The sequence below is a fragment of the Actinophytocola sp. genome (genome assembly GCF_036002505.1).
In the GTDB taxonomy this organism is placed as follows: Bacteria; Actinomycetota; Actinomycetes; order Mycobacteriales; family Pseudonocardiaceae; genus DASYTH01.
Genome location: NZ_DASYTH010000273.1, coordinates 1 through 22,584, shown reverse-complemented (window position 1 = coordinate 22,584; position 22,584 = coordinate 1). Strand labels below are relative to the sequence as shown.

The 22,584-nt window shown below is 70.2% G+C and carries 18 protein-coding genes and 1 pseudogene; 13 read left to right on the top strand and 6 right to left on the bottom strand.

Features of this window, described 5'->3' with window-relative positions; all coding sequences use genetic code 11:
• Positions 1 to 68: 68 nt before the first annotated feature.
• The 3 genes from VGR06_RS24030 to VGR06_RS24020 all read left to right on the top strand — a co-directional run bounded on the left by VGR06_RS24030 (position 69) and on the right by VGR06_RS24020 (position 3,740).
• Entirely contained in the window at positions 69 to 1,781 is a 1,713-nt protein-coding gene (locus tag VGR06_RS24030; protein WP_327561374.1) for a branched-chain amino acid ABC transporter ATP-binding protein/permease, read from the top strand.
• Positions 1,774 to 2,478: an ABC transporter ATP-binding protein gene (locus VGR06_RS24025; RefSeq protein ID WP_327561373.1), complete on the top strand. Its 705-nt coding sequence runs from the start codon at positions 1,774 to 1,776 to the stop codon at positions 2,476 to 2,478. Before VGR06_RS24030 ends, VGR06_RS24025 begins: the two co-directional genes overlap by 8 nt.
• 89 nt (positions 2,479 to 2,567) lie before the next feature.
• Positions 2,568 to 3,740, top strand: coding sequence for a M6 family metalloprotease domain-containing protein (locus VGR06_RS24020; RefSeq protein WP_327561372.1), 1,173 nt, complete (start codon positions 2,568 to 2,570; stop codon positions 3,738 to 3,740).
• On the opposite strand, the gene VGR06_RS24015 is transcribed toward VGR06_RS24020, so the two are convergent.
• On the bottom strand, positions 3,737 to 4,225 hold the full coding sequence (locus tag VGR06_RS24015; protein WP_327561371.1) for a winged helix-turn-helix domain-containing protein: 489 nt from the start codon (positions 4,223 to 4,225) through the stop codon (positions 3,737 to 3,739). The genes VGR06_RS24020 and VGR06_RS24015 overlap by 4 nt on opposite strands.
• Positions 4,226 to 4,444: 219 nt before the next feature.
• Positions 4,445 to 5,371, bottom strand: coding sequence for a bile acid:sodium symporter family protein (locus tag VGR06_RS24010; RefSeq protein ID WP_327561370.1), 927 nt, complete (start codon positions 5,369 to 5,371; stop codon positions 4,445 to 4,447).
• 268 nt (positions 5,372 to 5,639) lie between these two features.
• Between VGR06_RS24010 and VGR06_RS24005 the strand changes: the two genes are divergently transcribed.
• Positions 5,640 to 7,178, top strand: coding sequence for an alpha-L-arabinofuranosidase B (locus tag VGR06_RS24005; protein WP_349256895.1), 1,539 nt, complete (start codon positions 5,640 to 5,642; stop codon positions 7,176 to 7,178).
• A gap of 58 nt (positions 7,179 to 7,236) precedes the next feature.
• Here the strand turns inward: VGR06_RS24005 and VGR06_RS24000 are convergent, their stop codons facing one another.
• Positions 7,237 to 7,827, bottom strand: a complete 591-nt coding sequence (locus VGR06_RS24000) for a hypothetical protein (RefSeq protein ID WP_327561368.1) — start codon at positions 7,825 to 7,827, stop codon at positions 7,237 to 7,239.
• 208 nt (positions 7,828 to 8,035) lie between these two features.
• Here VGR06_RS24000 and VGR06_RS23995 point away from each other — a divergent pair, with 208 nt between their 5' ends.
• The 6 genes from VGR06_RS23995 to VGR06_RS23970 are packed head-to-tail and all read left to right on the top strand — an operon-like array spanning position 8,036 to position 13,735.
• Complete coding sequence (locus VGR06_RS23995; RefSeq protein ID WP_327561367.1) at positions 8,036 to 8,602, top strand: CBS domain-containing protein; 567 nt, start codon at positions 8,036 to 8,038, stop codon at positions 8,600 to 8,602.
• A gap of 22 nt (positions 8,603 to 8,624) precedes the next feature.
• Positions 8,625 to 9,512, top strand: coding sequence for a universal stress protein (locus tag VGR06_RS23990; protein WP_327561366.1), 888 nt, complete (start codon positions 8,625 to 8,627; stop codon positions 9,510 to 9,512).
• Positions 9,513 to 9,532: 20 nt separating this feature from the next.
• Entirely contained in the window at positions 9,533 to 10,144 is a 612-nt protein-coding gene (locus tag VGR06_RS23985; protein ID WP_327561365.1) for an HPP family protein, read from the top strand.
• The gene (locus VGR06_RS23980; protein ID WP_327561364.1) at positions 10,141 to 11,124 is read left to right on the top strand and encodes an Acg family FMN-binding oxidoreductase; all 984 of its coding nucleotides are present in this window, start codon (positions 10,141 to 10,143) and stop codon (positions 11,122 to 11,124) included. The genes VGR06_RS23985 and VGR06_RS23980 overlap by 4 nt, the downstream gene beginning before the upstream one ends.
• Positions 11,121 to 11,975, top strand: a complete 855-nt coding sequence (locus tag VGR06_RS23975) for a universal stress protein (RefSeq protein WP_327561363.1) — start codon at positions 11,121 to 11,123, stop codon at positions 11,973 to 11,975. The genes VGR06_RS23980 and VGR06_RS23975 overlap by 4 nt, the downstream gene beginning before the upstream one ends.
• Before the next feature lie 44 nt (positions 11,976 to 12,019).
• Positions 12,020 to 13,735 carry a GAF domain-containing protein gene (locus VGR06_RS23970; RefSeq protein ID WP_327561362.1) on the top strand — a complete coding sequence of 572 codons (1,716 nt, stop codon included), beginning with the start codon at positions 12,020 to 12,022 and terminating at the stop codon, positions 13,733 to 13,735.
• On the opposite strand, the pseudogene VGR06_RS23965 reads toward VGR06_RS23970, so the two are convergent.
• Both VGR06_RS23965 and VGR06_RS23960 read right to left on the bottom strand, forming a co-directional pair.
• Positions 13,732 to 14,315, bottom strand: a pseudogene (locus VGR06_RS23965) (response regulator). The gene VGR06_RS23970 and the pseudogene VGR06_RS23965 sit on opposite strands and share 4 nt — an antisense overlap.
• Before the next feature lie 176 nt (positions 14,316 to 14,491).
• Complete coding sequence (locus VGR06_RS23960) at positions 14,492 to 14,893, bottom strand: hypothetical protein (protein ID WP_327561361.1); 402 nt, start codon at positions 14,891 to 14,893, stop codon at positions 14,492 to 14,494.
• 145 nt (positions 14,894 to 15,038) lie between these two features.
• Here VGR06_RS23960 and fxsT point away from each other — a divergent pair, with 145 nt between their 5' ends.
• Positions 15,039 to 17,450 (top strand): FxSxx-COOH system tetratricopeptide repeat protein, encoded by a 2,412-nt coding sequence (gene fxsT, locus VGR06_RS23955; RefSeq protein ID WP_327561360.1) that lies wholly within the window; start codon positions 15,039 to 15,041, stop codon positions 17,448 to 17,450.
• Between the two features lie 125 nt (positions 17,451 to 17,575).
• Positions 17,576 to 18,562 carry an amidinotransferase gene (locus tag VGR06_RS23950; RefSeq protein ID WP_327561359.1) on the top strand — a complete coding sequence of 329 codons (987 nt, stop codon included), beginning with the start codon at positions 17,576 to 17,578 and terminating at the stop codon, positions 18,560 to 18,562.
• A gap of 20 nt (positions 18,563 to 18,582) precedes the next feature.
• Here the strand turns inward: VGR06_RS23950 and VGR06_RS23945 are convergent, their stop codons facing one another.
• Positions 18,583 to 19,755, bottom strand: a complete 1,173-nt coding sequence (locus VGR06_RS23945; RefSeq protein WP_327561358.1) for a histidinol-phosphate transaminase — start codon at positions 19,753 to 19,755, stop codon at positions 18,583 to 18,585.
• A gap of 142 nt (positions 19,756 to 19,897) precedes the next feature.
• On the opposite strand from VGR06_RS23945, the gene VGR06_RS23940 reads away from it, so the two are divergent.
• On the top strand, positions 19,898 to 22,558 hold the full coding sequence (locus tag VGR06_RS23940) for a helix-turn-helix transcriptional regulator (RefSeq protein WP_327561357.1): 2,661 nt from the start codon (positions 19,898 to 19,900) through the stop codon (positions 22,556 to 22,558).
• The last annotated feature ends 26 nt before the right edge of the window (positions 22,559 to 22,584 follow it).

Below are 22,584 nucleotides of genomic sequence, written 5' to 3'. Positions count from 1 at the left end.
GAGCGAAAGCGGGAAAACGTGGCCACGTTGCTTCCCTCCCCATCGCGCGGGGGCTCATCGGGATCGTTTTGGCGACGGGCGCGCTTTCCGCGCTGTCGCTGTACCGGGAGACGCTGGGCTTCCCGATCGCCTACCTCGCGCTGCTGACCACGATGCTGTTCTGGGTCACCCAGGCGACGAGCTGGAACGTGCTTTCCGGCTACAGCGGGTATTTCAGCTTCGGTCAGGCGGCCTACGTCGGAGTCGGGGCGTACACGACCGCGGTGCTGTTCGGCCGGCACCACGTCAACTTCTACGCGACCGCGCTGATCGCCGCGGGGCTGTGCGCCGTTCTGGCGCTCGGCATGGGGATGCTGGCGTTCCGGCTGCGGTCGCTGCGCGGGGAGATCTTCGCGCTGCTCACCCTGGCCGTGCCGTTCATCCTGGCCGCACTGGCCCGGATCAACGGCGCGATCGACGGCGGGCAGGGGATCATCGTGCCCCTTCCGCCGTTCCCGCCGGCGCTCGGCCGGTTCCAGGACTTCCTGTACCTGATCAACCTGGTGGTCGCCGGCCTCGCGGTCGCGGTGGCGTTCCTGATGGCGCACACCCGGTCCGGCTGGGCGCTGGCGTCCATTCGGGACGCCGAGGACGTCGCCGAGGCGCTGGGCGTGGCCACGTTCCGGCACAAGCTGCTGGCGCTCGTGGTGAGCGCGGTGATCGGCGGCGTCGGCGGCAGTATTTTCGCGCTGCAGATCGGTTTCGTGACCGTGGACAGCGTGTTCACGCTGACCGTGCCGCTGTTCGTGATCGTGATGAGCGTGCTCGGCGGGCGCACCCACTGGTTCGGGCCGGTGATCGGCGCGGTGCTGGTGGTGCTGCTGCAGGACCGGCTCACCGCGCTGGACCTCACCGGCTGGCAGCTGGTGGTGCTCGGCGCGGTGCTGATCCTGATGGTCCTGATCGCGCCCGAGGGGATCTACGTCCGGGTGCGCGCGCTGTTTCCCCGGCGCCGCGGAAAGGCCACCGAGGCGGTCGGGCCGGACATTCCCGAGTCCACTGTGGACAGCGATGCGGCGCTGGTGGAGTGCGACGGCCTCACCCGGCACTTCGGCGGCGTGCACGCGGTGCAGAACCTGACGCTGTGGATCCGGCAGGGCGAGCTGGTCGGCCTGGTGGGGCCGAACGGTTCCGGCAAGACCACGCTGGTGAGCATGCTGGCCGGGAGCCTGCGGCCGACCCGGGGCAGCATCCGCATCGCCGGCCGGGACACCACGGGCCTGCCGCCGCACCGGATCGCGCACGCCGGGGTGGCCCGCACCTACCAGATCCCGCGGCCGTTCGCCTCGATGACCGTGCGGGACAACGTGGCCATGGCGGTCATGTTCGGCCGCGAGCCGCGGTCCCTCGGCGCGGCCCGGAGGATCGCCGAGCGGCACCTGGTCATGGTCGGGCTCGCGCACCTGGCCGGGGCGTACCCGTCCGCGCTGAACCTGCACCAACGACAACTGCTGGAGATCGCCCGGGCGCTGGCCACCGCGCCGCAACTGCTGCTCCTCGACGAGGCGCTGGCCGGGCTGAACCCCGCGGAGATCGACAACGCGGTGGAGGTGATCCGCCGGGTGCACGCCTCCGGGATCACCATCGTGATCGTCGAGCACCTGCTGCGGGTGGTGAAGGCGCTGGCGACCCGGGTCATCGTGCTGGACCGCGGAACCTGCCTCGCCGACGGCGATCCCGGGACGGTGCTCAGCGATCCGGCGGTGGTCCAGGCCTATCTGGGGAAGCGTGCACATGCTTGAAGTCCGCAACCTCGATGCTTTCTACGGCGCCGCGCAGGCACTGTGGGACGTCACGCTGGACGTCGGCGCCGGCGAGACGGTGAGCCTGATCGGTCCGAACGGCGCCGGGAAGTCGACGCTGGTGATGTCGGTCGGCGGCGTGCACTCCTCGGTCCGCGGCCGGATCACGGTGGGCGGTGCCGAGGTGGTCGGCCTGCCCGCGCACCGGGTCTGCGACCACGGGGTGGCGATCGTGCCCGAGGGGCGGCGGGTGTTCGGGCACATGTCCGTCCACGACAACCTCTGCCTCGGCGCGTACCGTCGCGCGGCCCGGGCCCGGTACCGGGCGACGCTGGACGAGGTGTTCGGGCTGTTCCCCAGACTTGCCGCCCGGTCCGCGCAGCTGGCCGGCAGTCTGTCCGGCGGGGAGCAGCAGATGCTCGCCATCGGCCGCGCGCTGATGGCCGCGCCGCGGTTGCTGCTGCTGGACGAGCCGTCGCTGGGCCTGGCGCCGGTGGTCACCGACGAGGTGTTCGAGGCGATCGCCACGATCAACCAGGCCGGGGTGAGCGTTCTGCTGGTGGAGCAGGACATTGACCGCGCGCTGGACATCTCGAGCCGGGCCTACCTCCTCGCCGAGGGCCGGGTCATCGCGGGCGGCCCGCCGGAAACGTTGCGGGACAACGAGGACGTCCGGCGCGACGTGCTCGGTATCTGAGCGGCATTGAGCCGGCACGTTCCGTAGGGCTACCCTCAATGTGCGGAATCCGGAACACAATTCGGTATTTCGAACATCGAGGAGATCCCATGCGATATCGACTCGCCCTTGCCGCCGTCGCTCTCCTGGCCTGGTTCGGTAAACCCACCGCGGCCGACGTGGCGGTGGCCGACGTGTCCGGTCCGTGCGGGCTGCCCAACACCGGTGTGAACCTGTCCGAAGGCCCGACGAACTGGGCCAACTTCGTCCGGCCGGTCGGCCGGGTGAGCGTGGTGACGATCTTCGTCGACTTCCCGGACGTGCCGGCCACCGAGGCGACCACGACCGACTTCGCCAACCTGGTGCCGGGCGGCCCGAACTGGTTCGCCGCCAGCTCGTACGGCCGGCTGACCATGGACGTCACCCCGGTGCACCGCTGGTTCCGGATGCCGCAGCCGTCCAGCGCGTACAACTTCCAGCGCGGCCTGACGTTCTCCCTGCACCGGGCCTACATCACCGACGCGGTGCGGGCCGCCGACGCCGCGGTCGACTTCCGCGGTTTCCAGCTGCTGCACATCATCCCGAACCGGGCCGCGGCCGCGATCAGCTTTTCGCCGACGTTCCTGGCGCCGGCCGGGGCCGGGGTGTCCGCGGACGGCCGGGAGTTCCGGCAGGTGGTCACGTTCGGGCAGGACATGTGGAACTGGGGCTTCAAGGTGCTCAACCACGAGAGCGGCCACACGTTCAGCCTTCCCGACCTGTACTCGTTCGCCAGCGGTGGCGGCGGGCACCCGTTCGTCGGCGGCTGGGACCTCATGGGGTTGATCAGCGGCCCGGCTCCGGACTACTTCGCCTGGCACAAGTGGAAGCTCGGCTGGCTCGACGACGCCCAGCTGCGTTGCGTCTCGACGCCCGGCACGACCCAGGTCACGGTCAACCCGCTGAGCACCACCGGCGGGGTGAAGGCCGTCGTCGTCCGCACCAGCACGAACGTCGCCTTCGTGGCCGAGGTCCGCACCCGCGCCGGCAACGACTCGGCCATCTGCGACACCGGTGTGCTGGTCTACCAGGTCGACTCCGGCATCAACTCCGGCTCGGGCCCGGTCCGGGTCGTCGACGCGCACCCCACGACGTCGCTGTGCGGCAACGCTCTGAACGACGCCGCGTTCGACCTCGGCACCGGCGAGGTCGCCACCTACGACAACACCACGGCCGGGGTCCGCATCGAGCTCCTCAGCAAGTCGGCGAGCAGCGACTACACGCTGCGGGTGACCCGCCGCTAACCGTCCTCAATGGACAGCAGGTGCTGGTTGTCGACCCGGTAGCCGACGCCGCGCACGGTGTGGATGAGGCCGAGGTCGGCGCCCAGCTTCCGGCGCAGCCGCAGGACGTGCACGTCCACCGTGCGCCCGCCGAGATCGGCCGGGCTGTGCCACACCCCGGCCATGAGGGCCGCGCGGGTGTGCACGCGTCCCGGCGCGCTGCACAGGAACAGCAGCAGGTCGAACTCCAGCCGGGTCAGCTGCAGGTCCGCGCCGTGCAGCAGAACCCGCCGCGGGGTCACCAGAATCCGCAGCGCCGCGTCGGGCGTGCCGGTCCGGGGGCGGCGGACGATCGACGGCGCCGGGGCCCGCGCTTCGACGAGCACCCGGGCCGAGGACACGCCGACCAGCTCACGCAGGAACCCCACCAGCCGGGCCGCGACGTGGGCCAGCTCGGCCGGTTCCGCCGCGACCCGGAAGGCGATCGTGACCTCCGAAGTAGGCACAGCCGGCACCGGGGCCGGCCGGGCTCCCGAACCTGCCGCGGGAACGAGCGTGGGGCGCGGCGCTACCGCGGCGTGTCTTGGCGCGAGCATGTTCCCATCGCACCAATTTCCTGCCATTGCGGTCAACGGCTTCCATTCAGTGAGCAAGCATTTCGGCGGCGACGAACCTGGCCCGCAGACCATCCGTCAACGGATCGCCTGCGGGCCAGATCTTCGAGATCACGCGGCCGGCCGGCGCCTGCTCGCCCCCGGCTGCTCGATGCTGCCGCCGCGGACCGTGGTCAGCGTGGGCACACGGCGGGACACGACGAAGCCGAAGCCGGCGGCCGTGAAGAACATGACGAAGCCGTACACCACCGGCGGCATCGCCATCAGGGTGTTGTTGAGCAGGGTCGGGCTCAACCCGATGGTGATGGCCAGGCTCGCGTTGTGCAGCCCGATCTCGAACGCCGAGGCGATCGAGCGCCGCTCACCGACCTTCAGCAGGCGCGGGGCGTAGTAGCCGACCACCATGCTGATCAGGTTGAAGGCCACCGCCGCGACGATGATCTCGCCGAGAATGGCGAACACGTTCCTGCCGAGGCCGGCGATCACGCTGCCGACCATCAGCAGCAGGACGAACACCGACAGGACCTTGACGGAGCGCTCCAGCCGCTCGGCGGTGGCGGTGAACCGGGCGCGGACCGCCATGCCGATCGCGATCGGGATCAGCACCAGCGCGAACACCTGGACCACCTTGTCGAACTGCAGGCCGATCGACTTGTCCGAGCCGATGAATCCCGCGATCGACAGGTTGACGATCACCGGCAGGGTGAACAGCGCCAGCACCGAGTTGACCGCGCTCAGCGAGATGTTGAGCGCCAGATCGCCCTTGAACAGGTGGCTGTACAGGCTGGACGTGCTCCCGCCCGGCGAGGCGGCGAGCAGCATCATTCCGACCGCGAGCTCGGGTCGTAAGTTGAACGCGACCACCAGCCCCAGGCAGATCGCGGGTAAGACCAGCATCTGGCAGACCAGGCAGACCACCATCGCCCGCGGGTATTTCACCACCCGGCGGAAGTCGTCCAGGGTCAGCGTCAGGCCGAGCCCGAGCATGATGATGGCCACGGCGATGGGAAAAAGCACGAGCACGGTGCTGTTGCTCATGGCCACCCTGCCTTTCCGGTTCGGTACGGGACCATGAGATTTTCACCCGGTGGACGGGACTGCCGTTCTCCGAACTTGCTCAAAAGGGGCATTTCGGTGGGTGGTGAGTGCCCTGAAGGCGGCCTTCAGGGCACTCAACGTCCCGAAGGCGGCCTTCAGGGCATCCCGCTTGCACCGGCTGCGGGCCGGCCCTAGTGTCCATCTCGTTACCGCTCTTCGAACGTTGTTCGAGATCTCGGACGACACCCCTGCTGAGAGGAGCACAATGATGAGACGAGCACTGGCGTCCGTGGGTGCGGCCCTTGTGCTGACCGGTGGCACGATGGTCGCCTCGACCGGAGTTTCGCAGGCGGCCGGGCCGCTTCCGTGCGACATCTACGCGTCCGGCGGCACGCCGTGCGTGGCGGCGCACAGCACGACGCGGGCGCTGTTCCAGAACTACAACGGGCCGCTGTACCAGGTGCGCCGGGCGTCGAACAACCAGACGCTCAACATCGGCGTCCTGGAGGCGGGCGGGTACGCGAACGCCGCGGCGCAGGACTCGTTCTGTGCCAACACGACCTGCGTGATCTCGATCATCTTCGACCAGACCACCAGGCACAACGATCTCACCCCGGCGCCGCCCGGTGGCGTCGGCGGCCAGGACAACCCGGTGCCCGCGGACGCGCTGCCGGTGACCGCCGGCGGCCGCAACGTGTACGGCGCGGAGTTCTCCGGTGTGATGGGTTACCGCGACAACTCCACGTCCGGCGTGGCGACCGGCAGCCAGCCCGAGGGCATGTACGCGGTCATGTCCGGCACGCACTTCAACAGCGGCTGCTGCTTCGACTACGGCAACGCCGAGACCAACAACCTGGACAACGGCAACGGCCACATGGACGCCATCTACTTCGGCACGCTGTGCTGGTTCTCCCCGTGCAACGGCGGCGGCCCGTGGGTGATGGCAGACCTGGAGAACGGCCTGTTCCAGTCGAACACCGGCGGCAGCCAGAACGCGTCGTACACCGGCAACCGGAACCCGTACGTCACCACCACGCTGAAGAACAACGGCACGAACTTCTTCGCCCTCAAGGACGGCAACGCGCAGTCCGGCGGCCTGGCCACCCGGTTCTCCGGGGCGCTGCCGGTCCCGCCGTTCCGGAGCGGCTACTCGCCGATGCACAAGGAAGGTGCGATCATCCTGGGCATCGGTGGCGACAACAGCAACAGCGCCATCGGCAACTTCTTCGAGGGCGCGATGACCGCGGGTGTGCCGTCGGACGCGACGGAGAACGCCGTGCAGGCCAACATCGCCTCGGTCGGCTACGGCGGCCCGAGCCCGGTCGCGCCCGGCACCCTCAACTCCGGCTCCACAATCTCCTTGCGCGCCACCACTTCCGGCTTCACCGACCGCTACATCCGGCACCAGAACAACAACGCGGTCACCTCCGTGATCACGTCGGGCAGCTCGGCCGTGGACAAGGGTGACGGGAGCTGGATCGTGCGCCGGGGCCTGGCGAACAACTCGTGCGTGTCGTTCGAGTCCCGCAACTTCCCCGGCGAGTTCCTGCGGCACCAGAACTTCCAGGTGTTCCGCCAGCCCATGAACGGCAGCACGCTGTTCCGCCAGGACGCCACGTTCTGCCCGCAGGCCGCCCACGCCGGCACCGGCACCTCGTTCGCCGCGATGAACTTCCCGACGAGGTTCCTCCGCCACTTCAACAACACCCTGTTCATCGCCAGCAACGGCGGCTCGAACAACTTCGACACCACGACCAACTGGGCGGCCGACACCACCTGGGCGGTCAGCACGCCCTGGACGCCCTGACATACCGGAAGCTCCCGTGTGGACTCCGACTGTCCACACGGGAGCAAGCTGGTGGATCTCAGATGAGCCAGCGGTTTCGGGTGACGAGGTCCAGTTTGGTCCAGCGCCGGCCGAGGCCCCAGGTGTGGCCGGCGTAGAGCGCGGCGAGCGCGATCAGCACCAGCGCGTAGACGATGTGGTCGTCGAGGATCGGATTGGTGGACCTGGTCAGCTCGCCGGTCGAGGTGTGCCGGTCGAGCGGCCACTCGGCGGCCCACATGAGCAACAGCATGATCGTGCCGCAGGCGGCGGCGATGCGCAGGCCCACGCCGAACAGCAGCGCGACCGCGATGCCGCCGAGGCCCAGCATGAACAGCCAGTTGGCCCAGGCGTCGCCGGCCCAGCCGGTGAACATGGTCTGGAACGGGCCGTGTTTGAGGCCGCCGAGGAAACCCTTGGTTGGTGAGCCGCCGTTGACCCAGGCGCCGGCCGAGCCCGTGGCGTAGCCGAGCCCGAACAACTTGTCCACGAACGCCCAGCCGAACAGCAGCCCCATCGTGATCCGCACGGCGGCGACGATCCGGCCCGCGGCCACGGCCGGCGTGCCGCTCGGTGTGTGCTGAGCGGGAATCTGGGTCGTGCCCTTGCGCACGACGTCCTTGATCGACATTCGGACCTCCTCCATCGGTTGGACAGCTCCAATCCTGAGGAGTCGACCGCTGCGCCTCCGGAGTCGAAGGTCCCGCGATCGAGAGGCTTTCGTCGTCCGCGCCGACGCGCAGGGTCGAAGGTCCCTGCTGGTTCGGGTCTCGCGTCGGTGCCGGCCATCCCGGCGGGCGGCGAGGGTTGAGGTGTCCCCGCAGGAAAGGACACCGCAGATGACCACCCAGCTCAGCGCGACGACCGTCGCCTCGATGATGGCGCCGAACCCGGTCGGCGTCCGGCCGCACACCCCGGTCAAAGAGGTACTCGAACTGCTCGCGGAGCGGAACCTCGGCGCGGTGCCCGTGGTCAGCGCCACCGGCCTGCTCGCCGGCGAGGTGTCCGAGGCCGACCTGTTGCGCGCCAAGGCAAAGCGCCGCGGCACCCGGCGGTGGACCGCGGGTGAGCTGATGACCTCGCCGGCGGTCAGCGTGCGCCCGGGCGCCTCCCTCAGCCAGGCGACCCGGGCGCTGGTCAGGTCCGGCCGGCACCAGTTGTACGTCGCCGACGGCGGGCGGCTGGTCGGTGTGCTGACCCGGAGCGACCTGCTGAGCGTGTTTCTCCGGCCGGACAAGGAGATCCAGGCCGACGTCGAGCACGAGCTCGGCGACGCGGTCCGGGTGAGCGTGGACGCCGGAGTCGTGCAGCTCACCGGCCGGCAGCCGGGCGGCCAGGCCCCCGCGCTCTCCCGCATCGCCGCCATTCCGGGCGTGATCGACATCAGGGACCGCCGGCATTGCTGACCAACCCCGAAAAGGAGATGAGATGAGCATCAACGACACGACCAATCCGATCGTGGTGGCGGTCGACGGTTCGGATCCCGCGCTGCGGGCTGCCGGTTGGGCGGCCGCCGAGGCCCGGCGGCGTGGCCGGCGGCTGCGGATCGTGCACACCTACGAGTGGCCGCTTCGGGTCTACGGCCCGGCCATCGTCGACGGGGCCGACCTGCTCGCCGCCCTGGAGACCGCGGCCGCCGCGGCGGTGCGGGACGCGGCGGCCGCCGTCGCCGATTTCGGTGTGGACGCCGAGACCGAGGTGCGGCGCGGTCCGGTCGTCCCGGTGCTCCGCGAGGTCAGCGAGCACGCCGCACTGCTGGTGCTCGGTTCCCGCGGGCTCGGCGGGTTCACCGGGCTGCTGGCCGGATCCGTCACGGTGGCGCTCGCCGCGCACGCGCACTGCCCGGTGGCGGTGGTCCGCGGCGACGAGCCGGACCCCGGCGGCCCGGTGGTCGTCGGCGTGGACGGCTCGCCGGCCAGCGAGGAGGCGGTCGCGCTCGCCTTCGACGAGGCCGCCGTGCGCGGCGTGGACCTGGTGGCCGTGCACGCCTGGACCGACGCGCCGATGCCGCTGACCCCGGCCGGCGGCCACGTTCCCGAGCTGGACTGGACGGCCCTGGCCGAGGAGGCCGCCGAAACCCTCGGCGAGCGCCTCGCCGGCTGGCGCGAGAAGTACCCGCAGGTGACCGTCCGGCGGGTGGTCGAGCACGACCGGCCGGCGCACGCCCTGCTGGAGGCCGCGAAGGACGCCGGCTTGCTGGTGGTGGGCAGCCGGGGCCGCGGCGGGTTCGCCGGGCTGGCCCTCGGCTCGGTCAGCCAGGCCGTGATCCACCACGCCGGCTGCCCCGTGATCGTCGCCCGCCCGGTCAACACCTAAGCCGCACAAGGAGAAACGCCATGCGTGCCCAGGACATCATGACCAGCCCGGTGATCGCCGTCCGGGCCGACACCCCGGTTCAGGAGGCGGCGGCCGTGCTCGCCGAGCGCGGGTTCACCGCCCTGCCGGTGCTCGACGACGATGACCGGCTGATCGGCATCGTCACCGAGGCCGACCTGGTGGCGGACCGGTTCCCCCGCGACCCGCGGTCGCTGATCCACGGCGGACCGGCCACTGTGGACACCCCGGTGCCGGAGACGGTGAGCGAGGTGATGTCCACGCCGGTCACCGCGATGGGTCCGGGCGCCGATCTCGCCGATCTGACCCGGGCGCTGCTGGACGCGCGCCAGCGCTGCATGCCGATCGTGGACGGCTCCCGGGTGATCGGCGTCGTCACCCGGCGCGACCTGGTCCGGGTGGTGGGCCGGGACGACGCCACGATCGCCCGCGACGTGCGGCACAAGCTGGAGATCTACGGCGGGCCGAACCGGTGGGACGTCGAGGTGCGCCGGGGCGTGGTCACCATCGGCGACCGGTACGGCGACGAGACCGACCGGCACGTCGCCACCGCCCTCGCCGAAGCCGTGCCCGGCGTGGTCCGGGCGCATGCGAAGGAGGGGAGCACGCCATGAGCACCGCCCAGCTCTCCACGGCGGCGGTCGTCGACACCGCGCTGCGGGCGGCGATCCGGGCACCCTCGCCGCACAACACCCAGCCGTGGCGGTTCGAGACCGGGCCGCGGCGGGTGGACCTGCTGCTCGACCGGGAGCGGGTGCTGGCCGTGGCCGACGGCGACGCCCGGGAGGCCCGGCTGGCCTGTGGTGCCGCCCTGCTCAACCTGCGCCTGGCCGTGCACGCGGCCGGCCGCGCGGTGCGGGTCGACCTGCTGCCCGACCGCGACCGGCCCGATCTCCTTGCCACGGCGTGGATCGGCGGCGAGCGCGCGCCGGCGCCGGAGCACCGGGCGCTGGCCGGCGCGATCGAGCGCCGCGCGTCCAACCGGCACCCGTTCACCGACCGGCCGGTGCCGGCCCGGGTCCGGCACGGGCTGCTGCGCGCCGCCGGTGCGGAGGGCGGCCGGCTGATCCTGCTGGAGCGGCCGAGCGAGCTGGGCGCGTTCGCCGCCCTGCTGCGCCGCGCGGACCACCTGCAGTCGGAGGATCCGGCCTACCAGGCCGAACTGCGGGCGTGGGTGGCCGAGCACGCCGGCCGGGCCGACGGGGTGCCGCGCTCGGCCGGCGGCCCGCGGCCCGCCTGGGGTGGCGTGCTCGCCTTGCGCCGGTTCAACGAGTCCACTGTGGACCATCCATTCGAGCGGGACCCGCTGGTGGCGATCCTGGCCACGCCGGGCGACACCGCGCTGGACCAGGTGCGGGCCGGCCAGGCGCTGCAGCGGGTGCTGCTGGCCGCCACGGTGGACGGCCTGACCGCGTCGTTCGTGTCCCAGCCGACCGAGGTCCCGGCCACCCGGGCCGCACTGCGCGAGCTGCTCGGCGGCCGGGAGCATGCGCAGACGGCGCTGCGGCTCGGCTACGGCTACCCGGCGCCGCGCACGCCGCGTCGCGGGGTGGACGCGGTCGCCGGTGTCGTGGGGAAGGGCGAGGAACCATGACCGCCGCTGGGATCCGGCGCGTGGTCGCCGGCGTCTCGCCGTTCGATCCCCGGCCGGAGGTGGTGGCCTGGGCCGCCGCCGAGGCCGAGGCCCGGCACGCCGCGCTGGAGCTGGTGTCGGCCTGCCCGGCCCGGCAGGCCGGCGACGTGGTGGGGTCCGCGGTGGTCCGCCTGGCCGCGGCCCGACGGTCGGTCGCCCGGGGGCACCCCGGAGTCGAGGTGCGCACCCGGACCGTCATCGGGCCGGCCGAGCACGTGCTGCGCGCCGCGGCGGACGGGGCGGACCTGCTCGTCGTCGGCGCCGACGACCACAGCCCGTTCGTCGAGGCGATCACCGGCTCGGTCCCCGGCGGGCTGCTCACCACGTCGCCCTGCCCGATGGTCGTGGTGCCGAAGGACGCCGCGCCGGCCGGTCCCGCCGCCCCGGTGCTCGTGGGCGTGGACACCGCGGAGACCTCCCGGGCGGCGCTCAACTACGCCTTCGCCACCGCCGCGCGCACGGGACGCGACCTGCACGTGGTGCTCTGCTGGACGGCGCCGCGGGAGCGGGCCGAGCGCGTGGTGGAGCGCGCCCGGGAGCACCGCGCCCTGGCGGTTTCCCTTGCCGGGTACGGCGAGCGGTATCCCGACGTGGCGGCCGCCGAGCTGGTGGTGGACGACGACCCGGTCACCGAGCTGACCCGCCGGGCCCGCCGCGCGGCGCTGCTGGTGCTGGGCTCCCGGGGGCGGGGCCGGCTGGCGTCGATGGCGTTCGGCTCGGTGAGCCGGACCCTGATCCGGAGCAGCCGCTGCCCGGTCGCCGTGATCCGCCCGGACCTGGTGCCGGCCACCGGTCAGCTCGACCCGGCGTGACGGCCGTGGTGGAATCTCCTCGAACGCCCGCCGAAAGGTATGGGATGCCGGAGGAAGAGCTGCCGCAGTCCGGAACGGCTGGTATGTCACTTGCCGGGCTCCGGCTGGACGAGCTGCTCGGTGAAGTCCAGGACCGGCTCACCGAGATCGGCCGGACCCGCGACCGGCTGCAGGGCCTGCTGGACGCGGTGCTCGCGGTCGGCGCCGGGCTGGAGCTGGACGGAACCCTGCAGCGGATCGTCGAGACCGCGGTGAAGCTGGTCGACGCCCGCTACGGCGCCCTGGGCGTGCTGGGCGACGAGGGCGGCCTGGCGCGGTTCGTCTACGTCGGGATCGACGAGGAGACCCGGGCGGGGATGGGCCACCTCCCGGAGGGCAAAGGTCTGCTGGGCCTGCTCATCGACCACCCCGAGCCGATCCGGCTGCCCGACCTGACCGAGCATCCGGCCTCGGTCGGGTTTCCGCCCAACCACCCGCCGATGCGCAGCTTCCTCGGCGCGCCGGTGCGGGTGCGCAACGCCGTCTTCGGCAACCTCTACCTCACCGAGAAGCGTGGTGGCGCCGAGTTCACCGCCGACGACGAGGTGGTGCTGCGCGCGCTGGCCGCGGCGGCCGGGGTGGCGGTGGAGAACGCCCGGCTGTTCGAGGAGTCCCGGGTCCGGGAGCGCTGGCAGCAGGCCTCCGGCGAGGTCAACTCGCTGCTGCTGGGCGGCGGATCGGGCGAGGCGGCGATGCGGCTGATCGTCGAGCGGGTGCGCGAACTGTCCACATCGGACTGTGCGGTCATCCTGCTGGTCCGGCCGGACACCCCGGGCGACCTGGTGGTGCGGGCCGCGACCACCGAGCGCGGTGAGAACCTGGTGGGCGCCACCGTGGCGAGCACCGAGCCGATGATCGCCGACGTGCTGGCCACCCGCACGCCCGCGCTGATCGCCGACGTGACCGCGGTGCGGTCGGCCGGGTTCGGTGCCGCGGCCGCCGAGTTCGGGCCGGCGCTGGCCGTGCCGCTGGGTGCGGCGAACCAGGTGACCGGGGTGCTGCTCGCGTTGCGGGACAAGGGAAGCGCGCAGTTCGACGAGGACCAGGTGCCGCTGCTCGGGTCGTTCGCCGACCAGACGGCGCTGGCGTTGGAGCTGGCCGACAAGCAGCGCACGCAGCGTCAGCTGGATCTGCTGGCCGACCGCGACCGGATCGCCGGCGACCTGCACGACCACGTGATCCAGCGCCTGTTCGCCACCGGGATGAGCCTGCAGGGCGGGATCCGGCGGATCACCGACCCGGAGGCGCGCCGGCGGGTGGTCAGCGCCGTGGAGCAGCTCGACCAGACCGTGCAGGAGATCCGGACGTCGATCTTCGACCTGCACACCAGCGAGGACGACAGCGAGGTCAGCCTCCGGCGGCGGATGCTCGACGTGGTCGCCGAACTGTCCGCGCACACCCCGGTCTCGCCGTCGATCCGCATCGACGGGGCGGTGGACACCCTGGTGCCCTTGGAGATCGGCGAGCATGCCCTGGCCGTGCTGCGTGAGGGTGTCAGCAACGCGCTGCGGCATTCGGGGGCCGGCCAGATCGTGGTCACCGTCGAAGCCGGAGACGACCTCGTCGTCGACGTGGTGGACGACGGCACCGGCATCCCACCCGGCGTCGCGCGCAGCGGCCTGCGGGGCGTCGAGCGCCGGGCCACGACCTGCGGCGGCACCGCGACCGTCGGCCCGGGCCCCCACGGCGGCACCCGCCTCTCCTGGCAGGTCCCCCTCTAACCCTCGGGCGACTCCTGGTCCGGGTTGTTCAGCCGCGCGGCCAGCGCGGCGGCCTGGGTCCGCCGCTGCATGTTCAGCTTGGCGAGCAGGTGCGAGACGTAGTTCTTCACGGTCTTCTCGGCCAGGAACAGCTTCTCGCCGATCTGCCGGTTCGTCAGGCCCTCGCCGATGAGGGTGAACACGGCGTGCTCCTGCTCGGTCAGGTCGGCCAGCGGGTCGCGCTGCTGCCGCTCCCGGCGGATCCGGTTCAGCAGCGCCGTGGTGGTCCGCGGGTCGAGCAGCGACCCACCGTGCGGATGGCGTTGAGCAGGTCGCTGCCGAGCACCCGCTTGAGCACGAACCCCGACGCCCCAGCCATGATCGCGTCGAACAGCGCCTCGTCGTCGGCGTACGAGGTGAGCATCAGGCAGTTCAGCTCCGGCAGCCGCGACCGCAGCTCCCGGCACAGCTCCACTCCGCTGCCGTCCGGCAGCCGCACGTCCAGCACGGCCACATCCACGCCGGCGCCCGGGATCCGAGCCAGCGCCTCATCCACCGACGCCGCCTCCCCGACCACCTCCAGATCCGGCTCGTCGCTCATGAAGTCCGCGATCCCACGCCGCACGATCTGATGGTCGTCCACCAGAAAAACCCGAATCACCCGGAACTCCCTTGACCGCCCCCGTCTTCCCGACTCCGACGCTACCGGCCGGCCAACTCCCGGGCAGGCGTCGAGGGTCCCGCGCGATCAGGGTCCAAAGTCCCTACTGCCGGGAATCATGGATGGAGCTCGATGTGGCTGCCTCCATATTGGGTGACGGTCCCACCTGAGACGTCGCCGTGGATGTGGGTGCCACCGATCGTGAGGACGTCGCCGGCAGTCCGGCACTCGTCGGCCAGCGCCATCAGTTCGTGCGCCAACACGTCGTTGCCTCTCGCCTGTTCGGCGATAACCTCCCCGAGTGCCTCGACCTTGGCTGGGTCGTCGGGGGAGGCCTCAATGTCGCTCAGAGCCGAACTGACCTTCGGGTTCCGGGTGCCGGCATGCCGCAGCCACGCCACGAGCCGCCCACTGGCGGCGGACAGCGCAGTACCTGCTTTCGAGCCGGTCTCCTCCAGCATTTTCTTCGCGAACAGGCTTGCCGCCAACAATGCCGCCGCGGTTATGGAATCGATCAAAGCCGTCCTCCTCGGATCATGCTTTCCGCGGCTACATTGTAGAGATGGAACGGGTGGTGTAGGTACCATGCCACGTAGAGACCTTGCATTTGATCTCGATGCGTTACATCGACCCGTCCCGGACGTCCACCGCTGAGGGGGGCACGTGGCCGAGGAGCAACCGGCAGCTTCGGTGTGGCCGCCAACGGAGCAGCAGACGTCGGGGGGAGCCCACCTGTGGGGTAGTGTCTCCGGTGGCGTGGTCGCGCAGGCAGCTCGCGACTGGGTCGCGATCCAGAAGCTCAATGTCTATTTGGGCGGAAAATCAGAAGAATCGAGATCGGAGCAGTTGGCGCAGATGGCACCTGACCCGACGCTGTGGAACATTCCGCCGCGAGTAAGAAGTTTCGTCGGCCGGGAGCGACAGATAAGAGCCATTCGAGAGCACCTGTTGAAACGATCCCGCAGTGTGCTGCTTCCGGAGGCCCTGCACGGTCTCGGCGGGGTAGGGAAGACTCAGCTCGCGCTTGCCTATGCCGACAAATATCGGAACGAGTACATGCTCGGCTGGTGGGTTCCTTCGGAAACCGAGTCGTCCACGCTCGCATCGCTGGCTCGCCTGTCCATACATTTGGGAAGCAATCCCGCGCTCGACCCTCGAGACCTCGCGGCAAACCTCAGCGTTCAGCTCGCCGCATACGAAACCTGGCTCCTGATCTTCGACAATGCGGCTTCGGCACCGGATATCACGCCATTTTTGCCAGGTGGAGTTGACGGGCATCTGCTGATCACATCGCGGAGCCATGCGTGGGCGGGAATAGCACATTCCGTCGAGGTAGGCTCCCTACCGCTGGCCAAGGCCGCCCGGCTGCTCCGGATCCGCAGCGGCGACGCCGACATCGCGGCCTCGAAGAAGCTGGCACAGGAGTTGGGTGGTCTTCCCCTCGCACTCGATCAGGCCGGAGGCTACGCGAATGAGTGCGGTATTCGCCTGGAAGAGTACCTTGAACAGTTCGCCGCGCATCCGGCAGAGCTGCTCGACCGAGGAAACCCGCAGTCGTATCCGGATACCGTCGGGCGCACGCTCGGTGTCGCGCTGGGACGCCTGGCCGGGCGCAACCTCGCCGCCGTGCAGCTACTGGAGCTCTGCGCGCTGATGGCACCGGAGGATCTGCCCATCGACCTGATTTTTGGTTCCCGGCACGTTCTTCCCGAGCCGCTGGCCGAGGCTGTCGTGAATCGGCTAGGCCAGAACGAGTGCATTTCGACGCTGCTGACCTCCGGCATGCTGAGCATGCCGTTCGAAGGGCGTTACTGGACTCACCGACTGGTGCAGACCGTGACGAGAGAGCGCCTACGCTCGGAGTCGCTCCTGGCTATGTTGGATCATGCGGCGAAGATTCTCCGTTCGGTCTTGCCGTCGGCTGAAGGTATCGCTGATCGGAACTCGGTGTGGCATCGTTACGTCGACCACGCAAAGGCATTGATCGCGCGATGTCGGGAAGCTGACCATATCACCGACGATATTCTTATGCTAACACTGGGGACCGGCGATTATCTGCTACGGCACAGATATGGTGCGGAAAGCGCTGAACTGCTTTTCCGATGGGTCGTCGACTCGGCCCCGAGGTGGGTGCAGGGAGACGACACGCATCTTGCGGCGGCCATGAGCGGCCTGGGGCGTGCCCTGCAGGTGAAGGGTGACCATTCCGGTGGGCTGGAGTTCGCCGAGGATGCCCTGAACGCGCGCCGCCGGCTTTACTCAGAAGATCACCTGGATATCGCCGCCAGCTTGAGCGAGGTCGCGACCTGTGAGTACTGGCTTGGGCGAGATGATGTCGCACGTATACTGCACCAGGAGGCTCTCGACATGCGGCGTCGCCTCCTCACCGGCGATCATGCCGATATCGCGTCGAGCCTCACCATGCTGGGAGCGAGCTACTACGGCTTGCTGGATTACCAGACGGCTCGTGGACTGGTGGAAGAAGGTCTCTCGATGCGCCGACGTCTCGGGCTTCAGCGGGACCCCGAGATTGCCGAGAGTCTCTGTGATCTCGCGGCCAACCTTTACTGGCTTGGTGAGACGGCGGCGGCGCGAGAGGCCGCAGCCGAGGCACTGGATATCGACCTGCATCTTTTCAAATCCGACCATCCAGACGTGTTGTGGTGCCTGCGCATTCTTGCGGACAGCACCTTTGCCGTCGGGGAGCTGGAGAACGCGGCGAAGACCTATGAACTGGCCACCGCGATGGCTGGCCGCCTCTACGGCGGCGACCATCTTGATCTGGCCTGGTCCCTCGCCGGGGTGGCCTCGGTGATGTGCGCCTCGGACGAGCTTGAGCGGAGCGAGGAACTGTACGCGGAGTCGGCCGCGATGGGTGAGCGTCTCTATGGCCGCGACCACCTGGTGCGGGCGTACTGCCTTGCCGGTTTGGCAGGAGTCTGGGCACGGCGAGGTGAACGGCGGCGTGCGGCGGAGCTCAAACGCGAAGCCGACGAGATGCTTGCACGGCTGTCACCGGGTCACCTTGCCCCGGTCGCCGCACGGCTCGACGCTCTGGCGAGTTTCGCCGGATAGGGAGTTACGCCTTCAGCCATGCCGCAGTCCAGGGAGAAACATGAAGGTCTCATCGCCCGTTGCGTCCTACAACGAGTGGGGATCCACTTGAAGAGGTAATAGTTGGTATCGCCGAAGGCGCCGCGGTGCCAGCCTGGGATGTGGCGTTGGAAGCCACGATGCCGGCTCGGAGCAAATTGTTCTTCGTCGACAACGCCGGCAACTCGTTTCCAGCGGAGCAGGCCAGGTTGGCGGAGCTGGAACTCGCCGTTTTCGCCGAAACGCTACAACGTTTGGGCATCACCGTGGCCAGGCCGGCCCCGCTCGATCATCGGCGGCCGTTCTCGACACCCAACTGGAAAAGTCCGAGCGGCTTGTACAGCATGATGCCGCGCGACCTGCTCCTCGTCGTCGGCGACACGATCATCGAGGCTCCCATGGCGTGGCGCGCTCGCTATTTCGAGATCGATGCCTACCGGCATCTTCTTTTCAGTTACTTCCAGCGGGGGGCACGCTGGATCAGCGCGCCGAGACCGCAGTTGCGCGCTGAATGGTACGACGACGGCTTTGACCATGAGGAGCCACACACGACCGGGCGTTACGTGACCGGTGAGTTCGAGCCGACGTTCGATGCCGCCGACTTTGTTCGCTGCGGGCGTGACATCTTCGCACAGCGGAGCCATGTGACGAACCGCAGCGGCATCGACTGGGTTACCAGGCACCTGGGCTCCGATTACACGGTGCACACGCTGGATATCGCAGATCGGGCGCCCATGCATATCGATGCCACCTTCATGCCGCTCGCGCCGGGCAAGATTCTGGTCAACCCGTCGCGAGCCGTCTCGCTCCCGGCGGCACTTCAGGCGTGGGATGTCCGCCTGGCGCCACCTCCGGCGGTTCCCGGCGACCATACGCTGTACTTTTCCAGTCCCTGGATCAGCATGAACGTCCTGATGCTCGACCAGCAACGGGTTGTGGTGGAGGCGGGCGAGCGGCCGCTGATCGAGATGCTGGAGGGGTGGGACTTCGAAGTTCTACCGCTGCCTTTCCGGAACGTCATGCGATTCGGTGGGTGCTTTCACTGTGTCACCGCGGATGTTCGCCGGAGGGGTACGCTCGAATCCTATCTTTAGACCTGCGCCGTCCCCGAGAATCAGGAAATGCTGCGCAGTGCCACCGGCTTGCTCGGCGGGTCGGCGGCCTGCTGCCAGCGGGCGCGGGTGTAGTCGCGGATGCCTTCGATGAGGCGGATGACGTCCTGCTGGGGGCGGACCACCAGGCGGAGGAACTGTTTGCTCATGCCGAGTTTGTTGCCGCATTCGCGGATGAGGATCTGGTGGCGGGAGAGGAGGTGGTCGCGCAGGTCGGTGCCGTCCAGGTCGGGGGCGAGGCGGACGAGCAGGAAGTTGGCTTGGGACGAGTACACCGTGAGCTCGGGGAGCTGGGCCAGCTGGCGGCCCATGGTGTAGCGGTCGCGGGCCAGCAGGCGCAGGCTTTCGTGGTACTCGTCGCCGTGCTCGGCGAGCATGAACACGATGGTTTCGGCCAGGGAGTTGAGGTTCCATTTCGGCAGGGCCTTGCGCATGGCGGCGGCGAGGCCGGGGTTGGCTACCAGGTAGCCGAAGCGGATGCCGTGCAGGCCGAAGTTCTTGCCGAGGCTCTTGAGCACGACGACGTTGGGGCGGATGGCGGCTTCGCTGGCCACCGAGGGGTTGCGCTCGATCTCGACGAAGTCGATGAAGGACTCGTCGATCACCACGAGGTCGAGGTCGGCGAGCGAGTCCATGAAGTGCAGGATCTGGCGGTGCGGCAGGTAACCGCCGTCGGGGTTGTTGGGGTTGCACAGAACCGCGACGCGGGAGCGGCGGGCGCGGATGAAGTTGACGTACGCCTCGACGTTGAGCTCGAAGCTGTCGCGTTCCCGCAACGGGAACATGTCGACCCGCTTGCCGGTCTCCAGCGGCTGGTCGGTCCACCGGCCGAACGTGGGGATCGGGATGGCGATGCTCTCCCGGACCCACAGGTGATCCATCCAGGTGATCAGCTCGGTCGACCCGTTCGACATGGCGATCGTCGACGGGTTGAGCCCGAGCACCCGGGCCAGCTGGCCGGCGATCGTGTCGGCGTCGCTGGGGTAGAACTTGAGCACCGACTCGAGGTTCCTGGCCAGCAGCTCGAACATCTCCGGGGTGGGGAAGTACGGGTTGCACGGGATGCAGAAGTCGATCAGCTGCCGGGCCCGGTCGCCCATCCTGCGGTGCAGCTCGAAGACCGACGGGCTGTGCGCGGTCTGCTGGAACATCCCCGCGTCCACGCCGTGTCGCACACGATCACGTCCCTTCCGTGGGTATCACCCTCCACGGGCAGATACGTAAGATCGACGGCCGTGGTTCACGAACAGGTCTCGGCGACATCTCGGGCAGATCACGGCCACCGGTGAGGTCCACGACCTGACACCATCGATGGTTATGGGCGAGGAAGCCGGATTCGCCGGCCGGGAGCGGGAACTCGCGGCGCTGCGCCAGGTCTGGGCGGCGGTGGGCGGCGGGGAGGTCCGGGTCGTCGGCCTGGCGGGGATCGCGGGGATCGGGAAGACGGCGCTGGTGCGGCGGTTCCTCCGCACCGCCGGAGCCGGCACGGTGGTCACGGCCAGCGGCGACGAGGAGGAGGCGGAGCTGCCCTGGGGTGTGCTGGCGCAGCTCATGCCGGGCGCGGCGGTCGACGGGTCGGCGAGCCCGGTCTACCTGGCGCAGGCCCTGGCCGAACGGCTGCGCGAGGCCGGCCGGGTGATCGTGGTGATCGACGACGCGCAGTGGGCGGACCGGCTCTCGCTGGCGGCGGTCCGGCTCGCGGCCCGGCGGCTCGCCGGCGCGCCCGTGCTGGTCATCGTCAGCCACCAGGGGGCGGAGCTGGACGACGGGTGGCGGCGGCTGCTCGACTCCGACCGGGGACTCCGGTTGGAGCTGGCCGGGTTGCCGGCCGGTGACCTGGTGCGGCTCGCGGTGGCGTGCGGGCATCCGGGGCTCTCCCCGGCGGGTGCGGCCCGGCTGCACGAGCACACCGGCGGGCACCCGCTGCACGTCCGGCACCTGCTCGACGAGCTACCCCTGCACGCGATCGCCTTCGGGCACGGATCGCTGCCCGCGCCCCGGGGTCTGGCGGCGGCCGTCCGGTCCCGGCTGGCCGGGTGCCGGGCGGCGACCCGGGACCTCGTCGCCGCGGGGGCGGTCATCGGCCGGCGGTTCAGCATGGCGCAGGTCCGGGCGCTCAGCGGGGCCGGGCAGGACGCGGTCACCGAGGCCATCGAGGCGCGGCTGCTGGAGGAGATTCCCGGTTCGCTGGGCCAGGATCTCGCGTTCACCAGCACCTTGGTCCGCGATCTGGTGTACCACGACCTGGACCGGACCCGCCGCCGGCGGCTGCACCTGCTGGCCGCCCGGCTCGGCGGCTCGGGGCAGGTCTGGCACCGCATCGCCGCCGCGGACGGGCCGGATTCACGACTCGCCGGCGACGTCGAGGCGGCGGCCGCGGGCCAGCTCGCGCAGGGCCAGCTGCTGCCGGCCGCGGTGTATCTCCGGCACGCCCTCGACCTGACCCCGCCCGGGCCGGTGCGTCGCCGCCGGCTGCTGACCACGCTCGAGGTGCTGCTGGTGGTCGGCGACGCCGCCACGGTCGCGCGGTACCAGGGCGAGCTCGCCGGCGAGTCCGGGGCATGGCCGGATTACGTTGCCGGCTACCAGTTTCTGCTGGCCGGTCAGGTGTCCGAGGCGAAGGCGCGGCTCGACCGGGCGTTGGTGGAGTTGCGCTCCGGCAGCGGTGAGCAACCCGGACAGCCGGTCGACCTCGACGCCCGGATCACGACCCAGCTGTCCCTTATCGCGCTGCTGACCTCGTCGTACCCGGAGATGATCGAGTACGGCGCCGCGGCGGTGGCCACCGCACAGGACTCGTGGGTGGCCACGTTCGCGTGGTTCACCCGGGCCATCGGGCTGGCGGTCGCCGGGAACGCGTCCGCCGCGCTCGCCGAACTGTCCACTATGGAATCATCTGGTTTGGACATTCTGGTGGCGCGCGGGTGGATCCGGTTGTGGACCGACGATCTGGCTGGGGCCAGGCAGGACCTGGGCGATGTGGTGGATCGTGCCACCCGCGGTGAGTACCTGCGGATCGCCCAGGCGATCGGCTATCTCGGTGAGGTCGAGTACCGGCAGGGTGAGCTGGCGGAGGCCGTCCTGCACACCGGGCTCGCGATCGGCGACGCCGAGGAGAACAACCGGTTCTGGGACTACCCCCTCCTGCACGCGCTGGCCACCTACCCGCTGGCCGCGCAGGGGGAGTGGGAGAAGGCGGAGGCGCACGCGGCCACGGCCACCACCTGGGCGCGCAAGGTCGGCGCCGCGTCCGGCCTGGCCTACGCGGCCGCCAGCCGGGCCGCGGTCGCCCAGGCGCGCGGGGACGCCGCCGCCCTGCTCGCCGCGGCCGAGGAGTTCGAGTCGGTCAATCCGTCCCGGGAGCCGGGCACCCACTTGTACGGCCCGCTGCGCGCCGATGCGTTGGCGCGGTTGGGTCGGGTGGCGGAGGCGGGCAGCGCGCTGGACGGTTTCACCGCTGGACTGGCCTGCCCGGACCGGCTGTCCACCCAGGTCGCGGTCACCCGGGTGCGCGGCCAGATCGCGGCCGCCGCCGGTGATCACGGCATGGCGCTCGGCCAGTGCGAGCGTGCCCTGCGGCTGGCCCGCACGGTCGGGCTGCCGCTCGAGGCGGCCCGGGTGGAGCTCCTGACCGGAACCTGCCAGGCCGCCGCCGGCCACCGGGCCGCGGCCGAGCGCTCGCTCCGCGCGGCGTTGCGGCAGTTCACCCTTCTCGGGGCGGCGGCTTATGTGGAGCTGACCATGCGGGCGAGCGAAGGCGTCGGTCTTGCCTTGGACGCACCGCCGGCAGCGCTCAAGTCATTGACCCGCTCCGAACGGGCCGTGGTGGCGCTGGTCCGGCAGGGACGGTCGAACCGGGAGATCGCCACGCAGCTGGTGCTGAGCATGAAGACCGTCGAGTTCCACCTGACCAACGTGTTCCGCAAGCTCGACGTGTCGACCAGGGTGGAGCTGCGCCGGGTGCTCGAAGTGCGATGAAGGGGGCCTTCCTCACGTCCAGCGCG

Coding starts and splice junctions, on each gene's coding strand:
- VGR06_RS24025 (WP_327561373.1), top strand. CDS start 1,774: ATGCTTGAAGTCCGCAACCTCGATGCTTTCTACGGCGCCGCGCAGGCA.
- VGR06_RS24020 (WP_327561372.1), top strand. CDS start 2,568: ATGCGATATCGACTCGCCCTTGCCGCCGTCGCTCTCCTGGCCTGGTTC.
- VGR06_RS24010 (WP_327561370.1), bottom strand. CDS start 5,371: ATGAGCAACAGCACCGTGCTCGTGCTTTTTCCCATCGCCGTGGCCATC.
- VGR06_RS24005 (WP_349256895.1), top strand. CDS start 5,640: ATGAGACGAGCACTGGCGTCCGTGGGTGCGGCCCTTGTGCTGACCGGT.
- VGR06_RS24000 (WP_327561368.1), bottom strand. CDS start 7,827: ATGTCGATCAAGGACGTCGTGCGCAAGGGCACGACCCAGATTCCCGCT.
- VGR06_RS23995 (WP_327561367.1), top strand. CDS start 8,036: ATGACCACCCAGCTCAGCGCGACGACCGTCGCCTCGATGATGGCGCCG.
- VGR06_RS23990 (WP_327561366.1), top strand. CDS start 8,625: ATGAGCATCAACGACACGACCAATCCGATCGTGGTGGCGGTCGACGGT.
- VGR06_RS23985 (WP_327561365.1), top strand. CDS start 9,533: ATGCGTGCCCAGGACATCATGACCAGCCCGGTGATCGCCGTCCGGGCC.
- VGR06_RS23980 (WP_327561364.1), top strand. CDS start 10,141: ATGAGCACCGCCCAGCTCTCCACGGCGGCGGTCGTCGACACCGCGCTG.
- VGR06_RS23975 (WP_327561363.1), top strand. CDS start 11,121: ATGACCGCCGCTGGGATCCGGCGCGTGGTCGCCGGCGTCTCGCCGTTC.
- VGR06_RS23970 (WP_327561362.1), top strand. CDS start 12,020: ATGCCGGAGGAAGAGCTGCCGCAGTCCGGAACGGCTGGTATGTCACTT.
- VGR06_RS23940 (WP_327561357.1), top strand. CDS start 19,898: ATGGGCGAGGAAGCCGGATTCGCCGGCCGGGAGCGGGAACTCGCGGCG.